This window comes from Flavobacterium agricola (assembly GCF_025919725.1).
In the GTDB taxonomy this organism is placed as follows: domain Bacteria; phylum Bacteroidota; class Bacteroidia; order Flavobacteriales; family Flavobacteriaceae; genus Flavobacterium; species Flavobacterium agricola.
Window position 1 is genome coordinate 1157021 of sequence record NZ_CP081495.1, and the last position, 12562, is coordinate 1169582.

General features: G+C 31.9%; 17 protein-coding genes. 7 read left to right on the plus strand and 10 right to left on the minus strand.

Annotation, left to right across the window (positions count from 1 at the left end; genetic code table 11):
- The first annotated feature begins 5 nt into the window (after nucleotides 1-5).
- Nucleotides 6-239 carry a hypothetical protein gene (locus K5I29_RS05755; RefSeq protein ID WP_264434949.1) on the plus strand — a complete coding sequence of 78 codons (234 nt, stop codon included), beginning with the start codon at nucleotides 6-8 and terminating at the stop codon, nucleotides 237-239.
- A gap of 9 nt (nucleotides 240-248) precedes the next feature.
- Here K5I29_RS05755 and K5I29_RS05760 read toward each other — a convergent pair whose 3' ends face one another.
- The 3 genes from K5I29_RS05760 to K5I29_RS05770 form a co-directional block, all read right to left on the minus strand.
- On the minus strand, nucleotides 249-1319 hold the full coding sequence (locus tag K5I29_RS05760) for an alanine racemase (protein ID WP_264434950.1): 1071 nt from the start codon (nucleotides 1317-1319) through the stop codon (nucleotides 249-251).
- Between the two features lies 1 nt (nucleotide 1320).
- On the minus strand, nucleotides 1321-1764 hold the full coding sequence (locus K5I29_RS05765) for a GNAT family N-acetyltransferase (RefSeq protein ID WP_264434951.1): 444 nt from the start codon (nucleotides 1762-1764) through the stop codon (nucleotides 1321-1323).
- Between the two features lie 141 nt (nucleotides 1765-1905).
- A complete protein-coding gene (locus K5I29_RS05770; protein ID WP_264434952.1) occupies nucleotides 1906-2502 on the minus strand; it encodes a hypothetical protein in 597 nt (198 codons plus the stop codon).
- 158 nt (nucleotides 2503-2660) lie between these two features.
- On the opposite strand from K5I29_RS05770, the gene K5I29_RS05775 reads away from it, so the two are divergent.
- The 5 genes from K5I29_RS05775 to K5I29_RS05795 all read left to right on the plus strand — a co-directional run bounded on the left by K5I29_RS05775 (nucleotide 2661) and on the right by K5I29_RS05795 (nucleotide 4915).
- Nucleotides 2661-2891, plus strand: a complete 231-nt coding sequence (locus tag K5I29_RS05775; RefSeq protein ID WP_264434953.1) for a hypothetical protein — start codon at nucleotides 2661-2663, stop codon at nucleotides 2889-2891.
- Between the two features lie 130 nt (nucleotides 2892-3021).
- Nucleotides 3022-3387 (plus strand): BlaI/MecI/CopY family transcriptional regulator, encoded by a 366-nt coding sequence (locus tag K5I29_RS05780; RefSeq protein ID WP_264434954.1) that lies wholly within the window; start codon nucleotides 3022-3024, stop codon nucleotides 3385-3387.
- A gap of 8 nt (nucleotides 3388-3395) precedes the next feature.
- Entirely contained in the window at nucleotides 3396-3998 is a 603-nt protein-coding gene (locus K5I29_RS05785; protein ID WP_264434955.1) for a M48 family metalloprotease, read from the plus strand.
- 186 nt (nucleotides 3999-4184) lie between these two features.
- The gene (locus tag K5I29_RS05790; RefSeq protein WP_264434956.1) at nucleotides 4185-4544 is read left to right on the plus strand and encodes a hypothetical protein; all 360 of its coding nucleotides are present in this window, start codon (nucleotides 4185-4187) and stop codon (nucleotides 4542-4544) included.
- Nucleotides 4478-4915 carry a hypothetical protein gene (locus tag K5I29_RS05795; RefSeq protein WP_264434957.1) on the plus strand — a complete coding sequence of 146 codons (438 nt, stop codon included), beginning with the start codon at nucleotides 4478-4480 and terminating at the stop codon, nucleotides 4913-4915. The genes K5I29_RS05790 and K5I29_RS05795 overlap by 67 nt, the downstream gene beginning before the upstream one ends.
- A 30-nt stretch (nucleotides 4916-4945) precedes the next feature.
- Here the strand turns inward: K5I29_RS05795 and K5I29_RS05800 are convergent, their stop codons facing one another.
- The 4 genes from K5I29_RS05800 to K5I29_RS05810 all read right to left on the minus strand — a co-directional run bounded on the left by K5I29_RS05800 (nucleotide 4946) and on the right by K5I29_RS05810 (nucleotide 8980).
- Nucleotides 4946-5524, minus strand: coding sequence for a hypothetical protein (locus K5I29_RS05800; RefSeq protein ID WP_264434958.1), 579 nt, complete (start codon nucleotides 5522-5524; stop codon nucleotides 4946-4948).
- A 59-nt stretch (nucleotides 5525-5583) separates the two neighbouring features.
- Nucleotides 5584-5886 (minus strand): GNAT family N-acetyltransferase, encoded by a 303-nt coding sequence (locus tag K5I29_RS13430; protein WP_317134311.1) that lies wholly within the window; start codon nucleotides 5884-5886, stop codon nucleotides 5584-5586.
- The gene (locus tag K5I29_RS13435; RefSeq protein WP_317134301.1) at nucleotides 5886-6095 is read right to left on the minus strand and encodes a GNAT family N-acetyltransferase; all 210 of its coding nucleotides are present in this window, start codon (nucleotides 6093-6095) and stop codon (nucleotides 5886-5888) included. The genes K5I29_RS13430 and K5I29_RS13435 overlap by 1 nt, the downstream gene beginning before the upstream one ends.
- Nucleotides 6096-6346: 251 nt before the next feature.
- Nucleotides 6347-8980 (minus strand): valine--tRNA ligase, encoded by a 2634-nt coding sequence (locus K5I29_RS05810; RefSeq protein WP_264434959.1) that lies wholly within the window; start codon nucleotides 8978-8980, stop codon nucleotides 6347-6349.
- 212 nt (nucleotides 8981-9192) lie between these two features.
- Between K5I29_RS05810 and K5I29_RS05815 the strand changes: the two genes are divergently transcribed.
- Nucleotides 9193-9576, plus strand: a complete 384-nt coding sequence (locus K5I29_RS05815) for a DUF1573 domain-containing protein (protein ID WP_264434960.1) — start codon at nucleotides 9193-9195, stop codon at nucleotides 9574-9576.
- Nucleotides 9577-9642: 66 nt separating this feature from the next.
- On the opposite strand, the gene K5I29_RS05820 is transcribed toward K5I29_RS05815, so the two are convergent.
- From K5I29_RS05820 to K5I29_RS05830, 3 genes are all read right to left on the minus strand, one after another.
- Nucleotides 9643-10347, minus strand: coding sequence for an oxygenase MpaB family protein (locus K5I29_RS05820; RefSeq protein ID WP_264434961.1), 705 nt, complete (start codon nucleotides 10345-10347; stop codon nucleotides 9643-9645).
- Nucleotides 10320-10820, minus strand: a complete 501-nt coding sequence (locus tag K5I29_RS05825; RefSeq protein ID WP_264434962.1) for a hypothetical protein — start codon at nucleotides 10818-10820, stop codon at nucleotides 10320-10322. Before K5I29_RS05825 ends, K5I29_RS05820 begins: the two co-directional genes overlap by 28 nt.
- Before the next feature lie 159 nt (nucleotides 10821-10979).
- On the minus strand, nucleotides 10980-12347 hold the full coding sequence (locus K5I29_RS05830) for an amidohydrolase (RefSeq protein ID WP_264434963.1): 1368 nt from the start codon (nucleotides 12345-12347) through the stop codon (nucleotides 10980-10982).
- Nucleotides 12348-12562 lie beyond the last annotated feature (215 nt).

The window sequence follows — 12562 nt, forward strand, 5'->3', positions numbered from 1 at the left end:
AAAAAATGCGATTTACCGAACAAGAAACTGCGCTGTTGCTATTGTTATTACATAATAAAGACAATAGTTATTATGATTTATTATTAAACAAGCTGCAACAGAATGAATATATAAAAGGGCGTTTGCTACATCAGCTTTATGATGCTTTGCTTGATGCACAAGTAGTTTTTAATGATGAACGTGATACAATGCTTGTTTCGCTTTTAAAGCGTATTAAGTTTAAAGCTACGCCGCGTTAATCAAAAAAGTTATTCAATAACTTTATCAATATATTTAGAATTCATGATGCGCACAATGCCCATATAATCTAAATGAAACCGAACGGTATCACCCACTTTATACTGCGCTTCGTTTTTTCCTAAATCTAAAACCGTCATATCAGACGTTCCGGCTTCAATAGTAAATGTTAGATCGGCTGGCGTTACATGATTGATATCTACATCTAACAACCCAATATCTACAAGGGCTCTAAAAGAAGTTTTTCCTAAATCGTTTTCATCAAAGCTCGGCGTTTCGCCTTCTAAATTAGCTCCTAATTCGCCCGACGGTACTATGGGTTTTTCGTACAACTCAATAATTTCGGCTCGTAATTCAAAAACATTTTGTTCTAAAAAATCATAAGCTTCTTGCGCATACGCATTGGTTCCCATAAATAAAGTTTCGCCTATTCGGAAATGGTTAATAGCACTTGGTAGTAAACCGTTTGCTAATAAAGGCATAGTTACAGAAGAACCGCCCGAAATGTAAGGAAAGGTTTGATTAAACTTAGCTTCTACCAATTGTTTGTATAAATCCAATTGATTTAGTTTGTCGGTATTGGGCAATACGCCGTACAAGCAAGACAAATTGGTTCCGATGCCTAAAACTTGAATGTTAGAAAAAGTTTGTAACTTATCGTAAAAATCTAAAAAATCTTCACGCATAATGCCTTCTCGCAATTCGCCTAAATCAATCATTAAAATAACCTGATGGGTTTTGTTTTGCTTTTTAGCAGCATCATTTAATAATTGAATGGTATATAAATCAGAATTAAAACTTACATCGGCATATTTTATTACATCGGCAATTGCGGTTTTTGCTGGAGGTTTGATGTAAAAAGTTTTTACTTGCGGATTAATTTGTTTAATGGTTTTTAAGTTGGTGATACGAGAATCGCAAACTTGATTGACATTAAAACTTAGCAACAATTCTAAATATTTTTTATGACCACACAAAATTTTGGCTACCACCGACCAATTTACATTTTGAGATTTAAAAAATTGTTCTAAATAATCAAAATTGTGTTTAAGTTTATTTTGGTGTAATATAATATAAGCCATGTTATTTTTGGTATCGCATTTCTAAATATTTATTGGTAAAGCCCAATTTTTCGTACAATTTTTTTGCTGGATTATTGCTTTCAACATGCAGCGCAATAGCACCATTTGCTTCGTTTATTACCGTTTGCATTAGTTTTTTTCCTAATCCTTTTCCACGGTAATCTGCATGAGTAGCAATATAAACCAAAATGTTTTCTGGAATAAAACCCGTCATTCCGGTTTCGTTTACCACACAAGCTGCAATAATTTTTTCAGATTCGTAAAAACAAACAATAAAACCAGCGGTTTGTTTTTCGTTAAGCTCATTAAATGTATAAGCCAAACATTTGTCAATATCTATTTGTTCATCACCATATTCCTCTAAATGATGATATAAAAAATTTGAAATTGCTGCTTTTTGTTGTGCGTTTGGAATGTTGTTTAAATCCCATTTTATTACTTGCATATGTTTTGTTTTTATATGGATTTATACAAAACTACCGGAATGCATTTTTAAAAAAGGGCTAAAACAAGATTTTTAGGTGTAAAAACACCAATTTTTAGAGAAATGCGCTTAGAAGTGCTTAAAAAAGTTTTAAAAAATGATTTATTCGATATCCCAACGAACAAACGAAAAAAAGGTTCCTAAAGCTAAAAATAGCAAGGTAAACCAAAAGGCCCATGAAGTTTCTATAAATAAATCGAGCATTTCTTTCGTATTCAGAACTAAGTTTCCAATAAAACTTAAACGTAAAATTAGAAGCGAAATAAACGCAATTAAACCCAAAATGGTTGCAATGCGATTAATATAATAGGTTTTCAAAAAATACAAAAACAGCGGAAACAGAGTACAAGTGAAAGATATAATTCCAAAAAAATTGGGTGAAACACGTCCTTTTTCATCCGTTATAAAAACAGCATCAGCTTGTACAATATTACCTTTTTCATCAAAAGCTTTTAATCCTTTTATTTCGGTTAAATTGTTGGTTATTTCAGCAGCAACATTAGTGCCGGTTACTAAATTTAAACCGCTAAGCGCTACCAATTGATTGCCGTCACAACTAATCGTGAAAAAATTAAAAAAAAATAGTAACGTGGCACAGCCAAACCAAACCTGAATTAACTTTTTCTTAGCCAAGCTAACAATATCAGGAAATTCAAAATCTACCTTCTGCTTTAACTTGTATTTTGTAAGTTCGCTCATATTGATAAAATACTTAGATTTATCAATATAACTGCAAAACACAAACTAAAGTATTTAAAGGCAGCATTTTATAAACATAAAGTAAGTTATTTAATGTTGTTACAATATTTTTTTGTTGCTAAAAAGCCACGTATATTTGCGTCTTAATTATTATAAACATGCCGAAAGAAACAAAAAAAGGGCTTTATCAAGGAATTATTGAAAAAGACGAAAACGGAAATTATTTTTGTGGTCCGTATTTGTTAGATTATAAATTAGTAAATGCATCTTTTAAGTTGGGAGATAAAATTAGTATTAAAACTTTAATTGCAAACCCAAGTAATAAAAGTGCTGAGCAATACCCACAAAAATCGTTGAAATTTTATTTAGCAAGCGAAGAAAACAAATAAAAAAAGCTTACCAAATTGGTAAGCTTTTTTTATGTAACAACCTATAAAACTATTTTCTTAGTTATATAACTAAAAAAATAGTTTTGTAACTAAATTTTTAGTTACATTTGAATTATTAAATGCATTTAAAATGGAAAAACTTACAAATAAGGAAGAGGAGATTATGCACATTATATGGCAAATACAAAAAGGATTTATAAACGATATTCTTGAGGAAATGCCTGAACCGAAACCGCATTATAATACCTTATCAACCATTGTTAGGTTACTAGAAGATAAAGGTTTTTTAGCTCATAAAAGTTATGGAAAATCACATCAGTATTATCCGATAATTACGTTAGATAAATATCGAAGTAAATATGTTGATGAATCCTTAAAAAAATACTTTAGCAATTCTGTTTCTAACTTAATCAGTCATTTTGTTAAAGATGAAAAGCTGAGCGAGAATGAAATTCAGGAAATATTAGAAATTATATTAAAAAATAGAGCTAAATAAAACTGCGTATGGAATTTGCTTTGTTCTACCTATTAAAAGTAAATATTTTACTTGTTACTTTTTGGGCAATTTATAGATTTTTTCTGGAAAAAGAAAGTTTCTATTCTTTAAACAGAATGTACTTCATTGCAGCAATAGCCTTGTCTTTTATAGCTCCTACTCTATTTTTTAAAAGAATTATTTGGATCCCATTCAATACAACAACGTCTTTAAATAATTTAGATTTAGAACCTAATAATTTATCAACTGAAGCGCTAACAGCTTACTATAGAACTTTTAATTTTCTTAAAGAAATATTTTTTTATTGTTTTATGGCTATTAGCATGATATTGTTACTTATTACGTGTTACAAACTAATTCTGCTTTATATAAAGATTCAAAAACTTGAAACAAAGTTAAAAACCAATATAAAATTAACCTCAGAAAAACAAACCATTTTTTCATTTTATAAATGGGTTGTTGCATCACCTGATATTATACAGTTACCTAATGCAGATTTAATTATTCAACACGAACAAATACACATTCGTTTAAAACATACACTAGATTTAATACTTATTGAATGCGTTACTAAGATATTCTGGTTTAATCCATTGCTAAAATTACTTTAAAAAGATATTATCTTAAATTTAGAGTTTGAAGTTGACAGTTTACTAGTTACTCCAGAAAATGTAAATCGGTATCAATTGTGTTTATTACAAACACAAATACATAAACAAGTTGCTGCTATAAGCTCTTTTAACAGTAGCGATTTAAAAAAGAGAATCATTCAAATTAACAATCAAAAATCGAACTCCATGAAAAAAATTAAAATTTTATTAAGCGTGCCTGTTTTAATACTATTTTTTGTATTATTTCAGATTGAATCTATTGCTCAAACAAAAAATTCTAATGTAGAAGATAAAGAATCAGCAAACAATGTTATAAAAATTAAAGGAAACAAAATTACTTACCTGCCACAAACACAAAAAAAACATGTTGATACCATAACAAAAATTATTGTTATTAAGGAAAAAGAAATTATTAAAAATGATTCTAACCAAGGGAAAAAAAAAGAAAATAAAGAAAAAAAAACAATGAAGAAAATGTTGTGTATTCTATCCAAACAAAAATTATTGCCCAAGATAAAACTCCAAGGATTGTTACAAATAATGTAAATCTTGAGTTTGAACAACCTTTGTATATTATTGATAATGTTGTTACTGAAAATTCTTTATCCAACATTGCTCCAAACACAATAGAATATATTACAGTTTTAAAAGGTGAAGAAGCAATTACTAAGTACGGTGAAAAAGGAAAAAATGGTGTTGTACTAATTACCACAAAAAAAAACAAAACAGAAAAAGATGTTAGTCCTACAGCCAAAACAACAAGTTTTATAACAATTTCTGACAATACAAATCCTAAAAAAATAAATGCGGAAGAAGTTATTCTGATTAAACAAAAATCATTCCTAAAAAATGTTCCCTATCTTCCAAATAGCATAGAACTTATTAAGAAAAGTGATACCTTACTTATTATAAAATAAAAAAAGCTTACCTAATTGGTAAGCTTTTTTTTATTCATATTTATGTTTATGTCTTATAAAAGATAAATACGTATTGATTAACAAAACAACAAGCGCTAACCAATATGCAAAATTAGCTTGAACGCTAACCTTAACAAATTCATTATCTTGTTCTTGTAAATTAGCACTAAAAGTTAATTTTAATCCAATAAGTGCAACAAAAGCAATACCAGCACAAACCGCAGCAATGCTATTAGATGGTGTTGTTGCAACAAATAAAATTACACCACCAATTATTACAGCTGCCAATGCAATAATTGCGTACATATTTGGTGGAATTTTAGATTCTTTTTTCTCGTCATCCTCAACCTCATCTTGCATCGATTGGCTCATACTACTAATATCTTTTAACGGCCCATCTAATTGTTTGCTAACATCAACACCGGTAACTAAATTCATACCTGTTAAAGAAACTAAACTGGTATTGTTACATTTTATCGTTAAAAAGTTAAAGAAAAAAAGAAGGAAAACTAAGCCAAACAAGGCCTGAATTAATGATCTTCTTTTTGCAAGTTCGTGAACAGAAGGAATTTCTACACTAACTTTTTTTGTTGGTTTTTCATCACTCATCGTTTTTTGTTTTTTGGTTATATAACAAACGATTAGAACGAACTTAAATTGCTGATAGCTTATTTATTTCTATAAAGTAAAACTTCTTCGGTGTCATTAGGTAAAGTAATTAAACCAATGCGTTTTAGACCTAGCTTTGTTAGTAATCCTTGTGATGCAAAATTATCTACAGCTGTAATACCGCTAATGGTTTCAATACCTAATTCTGACTGGGCAACTTGCATCAATTTTGCAGCCGATTCGTATCCAAAACCTTGTCCTTCAAACTCGGGTAAAAAAGCAAAACCAATATCAACACCTTCTACTCCATCGCGGTCATATAAACCACATGATCCGATTTTTTTTCCGGTTGCTTTTAAAATTACGGTGTTGTTAGAAAAACCTTTTTTTCTAACTGAGGTAACATTCTGGTTTTTATATAATTTTCAGCTTCGGTAATGGTTTTTACATTTCGATCACCAATGTGCTGAATCCATTTGGGAGAATTAAGTAATTCTAAAATAAATTCGGCATCTTCTACCAAAGTTGGTCGGATAAATAAGCGATCGGTTTCGTATGTTTTAAAAGTCATTTTTTAGTTTTTTGTTTAGTTGCACTAAGATACATTTTTTTTGAATTCTTGTTTCATGCACCTAAAAATATGTGCTTAGGATGCGTTAGCGGGTGATGCCTTGTTTGAGCTCTTTTTACCATTGCAAATGGTAAAAAAGCGAGGGCGAACACGCGCCGTGTTTGGTAACGACGGCAGGAGTTAACAAACGGGAACGCCAAAAAAACAAAAAACCTTTTCTGAAAATAGAAAAGGTTTTTTGGTGGTATTTATTATTTTAATCCGGCTAATGATTGCTCAATAGTTGCAATTTTAGACAGCGCATCGGCTTCTTTTTTGCGTTCGTTTGCAATTACTTGCTCGGGTGCTCCGTTCACGAATTTTTCGTTTGAAAGTTTGCCTTGTACTGATTTTAAAAATCCTTTTAAGTATTTTAATTCTTCTTCTAACTTAGCAACTTCTTCTTCAACGTTTACCGATCCGGAAATTGGAATAAAATATTCGTTAGCATTTACACGGAATGATAATGCTCCTGCAACTTGTTCGTTTACATATTCTAGATTTGCAACGTTGCCTAATTTTGTAATTACAGCATCAAAAGTTGTAGATTTGTTGTCTTTATTCAGCACCTTTAAATCAATCGTTTCTTTAAACGAAATATTTTTGTCTTTACGAATGGTTCTGATACCTGAAATAACTTCGGCAGCATAATCAAAATCAACAATTAATTGCTCGTTATATGACTTAATTTCTGGCCATGCAGAAACAATTAAAGCTTGCTCTGGCGTACGTGTTGTAATATGTTGCCAAATTTCTTCTGTTAAGAAAGGCATGTACGGATGCAATAATTTTAGGTTTGCTTCTAGCATTTCGATAGCCGCTTTATAAGTTACTGCATCAACTGGTTGTTGGTAACCTGGTTTAATCATTTCTAGGAACCACGAACAGAAATCGTCCCAAACCAATTTATAAATAGCCATTAAAGCATCTGAAATTCGGTATTTTTCGAAATGATCTTCAATTTCTGCTAAAGTTTTTTGCAGCTTCGCTTCGTACCATGCAATCGCAGCTTTAGAAGCTTCTGGTTGTGCATTGGTTTCTGAAATTTCCCACCCTTGAATTAAACGGAAGGCATTCCAGATTTTGTTTGTAAAAGCTTTACCTTGGTTACATAATTCTTCGTCAAACAAAATATCGTTTCCTGCTGATGCAGATAACAATAAACCACAACGTACACCATCGGCACCAAATTTCTCGATTAAATCTAACGGATCTGGTGAATTTCCTAGTGATTTTGACATTTTTCGGCGTTGTGCATCACGTACAATTCCGGTTAAATATACGTTTGAGAATGGTTTTTCGCCTGTATATTCATATCCAGCAATAATCATACGAGCAACCCAGAAAAATAAAATATCTGGACCGGTAACTAAATCGTTGGTTGGATAGTAATATTTAAACTCTTCGTTATCAGGATTTACAATTCCGTCGAAAACAGACATTGGCCATAACCAAGATGAAAACCACGTATCTAAAGCATCTTTATCTTGAGTTAAATTTGCCATAGCAAGGTTTGCGTTACCAGATTTTGCTTTGGCTAATTCTAAAGCTGCTTCTTTAGTTTCGGCAACTACAAAATCTTCTTTCCCTTCACCAAAATAATAAGCAGGAATTTGATGCCCCCACCATAATTGGCGTGAAATATTCCAATCGCGAATATTTTCCATCCAATGGCGATAGGTATTATTAAATCGGTTCGGATATAATTTAACTTCTTCGGTTTCTAAAACGGCTTTGATAACTGGTTTAACCAAATCTTCCATTTTAAGGAACCATTGGTCTGATAAACGCGGTTCGATAACGGCTTTGGTACGCTCAGAAGTTCCAACATTATTTAGGTGATTTTCTACTTTTTCTAAAGCTCCGATTGTTTTTAATTCTTCAGCAATTTCATCACGAACTACAAAACGATCTTTGCCTTTGTAATGCATCCCTAAATCATTAAGCGTTGCATCTTCATTAAAAATATCAATAATTTCTAAGTTGTGACGTTCGCCTAATTCTTTATCATTCACATCGTGAGCCGGAGTAACTTTTAAACATCCGGTTCCGAATTCCATATCTACATATTCGTCAAAAATAATTGGAACCACGCGATTTACAATCGGAACAATTGCGTTTTTACCTCGTAAATGCGCGTAACGTTCGTCATTCGGATTAATACAAATTGCTGAATCTCCTAAAATAGTTTCCGGACGAGTTGTTGCAATGGTAAGAAAATCGTTAGTTCCTTCAATTTGATATTTAACGTGGTATAATTTACCTTGACGTTCTTCGTAAATTACTTCTTCGTCAGAAAGCGTTGTTTTTGCTTCCGGATCCCAGTTTACCATGCGGAATCCACGGTAAATTAATCCTTTGTTGTATAAATCAACAAAAGATTTAATTACTGCTGCCGAAAGTTCGGCATCCATAGTAAATTTGGTACGTTCCCAGTCGCAAGAAGCACCTAGCTTTTTAAGTTGTTCTAAAATGGTTCCGCCATATTTGTCGGTCCAATCCCAAGCGTGCTTTAAGAATTCTTCACGGGTTAAATCGTCTTTATTAATTCCTTCAGCTTTTAACTTAGCAACAACTTTTGCTTCGGTTGCTATCGAAGCATGATCTGTACCTGGCACCCAGCACGCGTTAAAACCTTTTAAACGAGCACGACGAATTAGAACATCTTGAATGGTGTTATTCAACATATGCCCCATGTGTAAAACACCTGTGACGTTTGGTGGCGGAATTACAATGGTATAAGGTGTTCTATGATCTGGTGTTGAACGAAAGTAATTGTTTTTCATCCAATAGTCGTACCATTTCGCTTCAACTTGTTTAGCATCAAACTGCGCTGGAATACTCATATATTTAATTTATTTGTAAAAATTATTCAATCTGTAATAAGTTACAAATTTAATTTTTTTATGGCAATAACTGTAATAAAAATAGAATACTCACATAATATTTTAGTTGGCATGTTATTTGCAATGTTAAAATAAATTAAAAAAAGTAATTCTTTTTTATATTAATCTGTTTAAATTTACGTTGTATATATAACTTTTAAGAATTTAGTAACATGAAAAAATTATTGGGAATAGTAGCAATTATTGCTTGTAGTGCAAGTACTTATGCACAAGAAATTGTATTTAAAGACAAAGATAACACAGTAGATTACGGTACGGTTACACAAGGTGTTGATGATGGCTTACGCACGTTTGAATTTACAAACACGGGTAATAAACCTTTAATTATTAAGCATGTACAATCTACTTGCGGTTGTACGGTACCTTCTAAACCAACAGAACCGATTATGCCAGGTAAAACAGGTAAAATTGATGTAAAATACAACATGGTTCCGGGTAAAATTGCTAAAACCATTACCGTAGAAACGAATGCTACGAACGTACCTGATGGACGCGTTTCATTACGTATTAAAGGAAATGTAGTAGCTGGAAAATAATTTTATAAAAAATTAATCATACATTAATTACAATAAAAAACCTTACTGCTAACCAGTAAGGTTTTTTTATGTAGGTTTAGTATATAGCTCACAAACTTTAATTTGCTCTTGATATCCTTTCTGAACCATTTTGGAATAAAAACTGATCGACCTATCAGCCATTTTTTGCATAGCTTTATTGATGTTTTTTATTGTCCTAACCCAATAAACAGCTTTGCTATTCGGAATTTGTAACGTTGTACAAGTTTGATTGCCTAGCATCAACTTATTATATCCTAAATTGGTTTGGTAAACAAAGTTTTTTAAAAGCGTTGAATTGGTAAAACTTACCGTTTTAGGTTCTAAATACAATGATTGTGCTAAAGCAATAGAATCTGCATCGGCTTGTTTTTGCGTTTTGCTCCATAAATAAAGGGCATCAGCTGCTTGCTGTTCGGTATCTACCAACAAATGTTCTGGAATACCCAATAAATAACCCACATATTTCCATAAATGTAAGGTTCCGTTAATTTCTTGTTGGGTAGGTTTAAAGCCTAGTTTTATTAATCCATCAATAAATGCAATAGAAAAACCCAAATTGGTAGCTTGCATATCCCATAAATTTAAAGGTTTCCCCCACTTAGAATTATCCCAAGTCGGATCTTTTAAAATCATAATTCGTGAGTACGAATGAATTAACCGTGTGGTGATGGTGTTATAAAATCCAGCTTGATTGCGCTGTAACTGATTTTTACCCGTAACATTTACCCAAAAAACAACCGTATCTGCCAAGCGCTTAGCAGCACCTTTTTTAAGGCTTCGGTAAAAATTAAAGGTTTGTTTATGGCTGCCGATTCATACCCGCCCATTAAGCTATAATTTCGTAAAGTTGCTAAACCAGAAGTACCCGATCGGTTACAAAAATTAGTTCCTTCGTTCAATAAATCTGCATCCAACCAATCTGGAATATGAAAAATTTGCTGTAAAAAACGTTGTGTGTTTTCAGAATATGTTTCTACATGCAACGGGTACGTTTTTAGTATTTGATGCAACTTCCCCATTCCGGCTCTAAATCCCATTTCAACCAAATATTCTTCAGCAACTGCATCTCCTAAATCATCTACTTCAAAATAATACGGCACCATAGCATTGGCTGCCAATAAATTAATATTGGCTGATTTTATGGTGTTTAAATAACTTTTAGGATTTTCCCAATAACTTGAGAAAACTGAAGTTGTTGTAGTGCTGTGTCGCGTAGGAATCATGTAATTGGGTTTGAATTTTAAATTTACTTAAAAATAAGTACTTACGTTGATTAAATTTGCTAACAAACTGCTAAATTTTAAAAAATAAAGCTTCAGAACTTAAGTTCTGAAGCTTTAAAAGAGATATATAAAAGGGATAAAATAAATGCGTTACTTTAGTTAAGCAAATGTATCAATTGCCACAAAGTTGCCTTGGTGCACGAGTTGCTTTACTGGGGAAATTCGAGCAACTGCTTCGGCAGAACAACTTGCATCAACAAAAACTAAATTGGCAGCATCTTGCTTTTTAGGCCATTGTTGCTCTCCTTTATCATTTAAAGGTAAAACATTTGCAGTGGCAATTTTTAAACTTCTAGAAAGATCAAATTCTGAGCTATATCCGTATAATTGAGCCATTAAATTGGCTTTTTGTAATACGTTTCCGGTTCCGAATGAATCCCAATGGTCCATAATGCTATCGTTACCGGTATAAACCGTTACATTGTGTTTGTATAAAGTAGGAATTGGCATGGTTAAACGACCAAACGGAATGGTTGATATTACTCCTATTCCGGCATCGCCTAATTTTGCAGCTATTTCTTCTTGTTTTTTAGATTCTAATCTGCCTAAAATAAAACAATGACTTAAAAAGGTTTTATTTTTTAAGGCTGGATTTTCGTTTACCTTATCAATAATATATTCTACGGTTTTTAAACCAGCTTCGTTGGTTTCGTGTAAATGTATATCAATGCCTTTATTGTTATCTAAAGCCAGTTGTACGGTAAAATCGACCGTTTTTTCAATAGCTCCGTCAATGCTGTACGGATCTACCCCACCAATAAAATCGACCGTTTTTAATTTTGCAGCTTCTCGCAAATACGGTACCGAATCGGTATAATAAACGCCGTGTTGTGGAAAGGCAACAATTTCGGCAGAAAAATTATCTTTTTTCTTATCTAAAACTTTTAAAACTTCATCTAAACCGCGAAGTTTAGAAGTTGGTTCAATATTAACATGGCTGCGGGTAATTGATGTACCGTTTTTTTGCAGCAATTCCATAATTTTTTCGGCTCTGTATTGGGTTTGATCTTCAATGCTTGGTAACAAATCTTGTTCAAAAGCAATCATGCCTTTAACACCAGCTTTTGTTCTGTTTTTCGCTTGCCAAGATCCACCGTAATATGTTTTATCTAAATGAATGTGCATGTCTTTAAAAGACGGCAACATTAACAAACCTTTCATATCAATAGCTTGAGCATTATTGGGTTGATTTGCATCTACAGCCGTTATTACTCCGTTTGCTATAGAAATGGTAAACAAATCGGTTTTGGTATGTATTACATTTCCTTCATTATCGTATATAAAACCTGTCTCTAGCAATACGTTTTTTAATTGATACGCATTTTTAGTAGGTTTGCTTTGTAACAAATCTAATTCAGCAGGAAAGCTTGTTTGTCCTGCGGCAAACATAGTTCCAAAGTTTAATCCTATAATTCCTAATCCTGATTTTCTTAAAAAATCTTTTCTAGATATTCCTTTATTTTCCATACTTGTAATTTTTTAACAAAATTAGTGAACCCAATACAAACAAGCGCTGTAACATTTATTACATGACTTGAAAAATTTATACATCGCCTTAAATGTTGTAAAAACAAGCATTTAACTTATACAAGTAATAGATTTTACAACATATCGCAGTTATTATACAAGATAAAAAACAAACATTATAAATAACTTTGTATAAGTAAAATTTAAATAAAATA

Excerpts from the sequence above, each read along its gene's own strand:
- K5I29_RS05755 (WP_264434949.1), top strand. The coding sequence starts at position 6 with ATGCGATTTACCGAACAAGAAACTGCGCTGTTGCTATTGTTATTACAT.
- K5I29_RS05760 (WP_264434950.1), bottom strand. The coding sequence starts at position 1,319 with ATGGCTTATATTATATTACACCAAAATAAACTTAAACACAATTTTGAT.
- K5I29_RS05765 (WP_264434951.1), bottom strand. The coding sequence starts at position 1,764 with ATGCAAGTAATAAAATGGGATTTAAACAACATTCCAAACGCACAACAA.
- K5I29_RS05770 (WP_264434952.1), bottom strand. The coding sequence starts at position 2,502 with ATGAGCGAACTTACAAAATACAAGTTAAAGCAGAAGGTAGATTTTGAA.
- K5I29_RS05775 (WP_264434953.1), top strand. The coding sequence starts at position 2,661 with ATGCCGAAAGAAACAAAAAAAGGGCTTTATCAAGGAATTATTGAAAAA.
- K5I29_RS05780 (WP_264434954.1), top strand. The coding sequence starts at position 3,022 with ATGGAAAAACTTACAAATAAGGAAGAGGAGATTATGCACATTATATGG.
- K5I29_RS05785 (WP_264434955.1), top strand. The coding sequence starts at position 3,396 with ATGGAATTTGCTTTGTTCTACCTATTAAAAGTAAATATTTTACTTGTT.
- K5I29_RS05790 (WP_264434956.1), top strand. The coding sequence starts at position 4,185 with ATGAAAAAAATTAAAATTTTATTAAGCGTGCCTGTTTTAATACTATTT.
- K5I29_RS05800 (WP_264434958.1), bottom strand. The coding sequence starts at position 5,524 with ATGAGTGATGAAAAACCAACAAAAAAAGTTAGTGTAGAAATTCCTTCT.
- K5I29_RS13435 (WP_317134301.1), bottom strand. The coding sequence starts at position 6,095 with ATGACTTTTAAAACATACGAAACCGATCGCTTATTTATCCGACCAACT.
- K5I29_RS05810 (WP_264434959.1), bottom strand. The coding sequence starts at position 8,980 with ATGAGTATTCCAGCGCAGTTTGATGCTAAACAAGTTGAAGCGAAATGG.
- K5I29_RS05815 (WP_264434960.1), top strand. The coding sequence starts at position 9,193 with ATGAAAAAATTATTGGGAATAGTAGCAATTATTGCTTGTAGTGCAAGT.
- K5I29_RS05825 (WP_264434962.1), bottom strand. The coding sequence starts at position 10,820 with ATGATTCCTACGCGACACAGCACTACAACAACTTCAGTTTTCTCAAGT.
- K5I29_RS05830 (WP_264434963.1), bottom strand. The coding sequence starts at position 12,347 with ATGGAAAATAAAGGAATATCTAGAAAAGATTTTTTAAGAAAATCAGGA.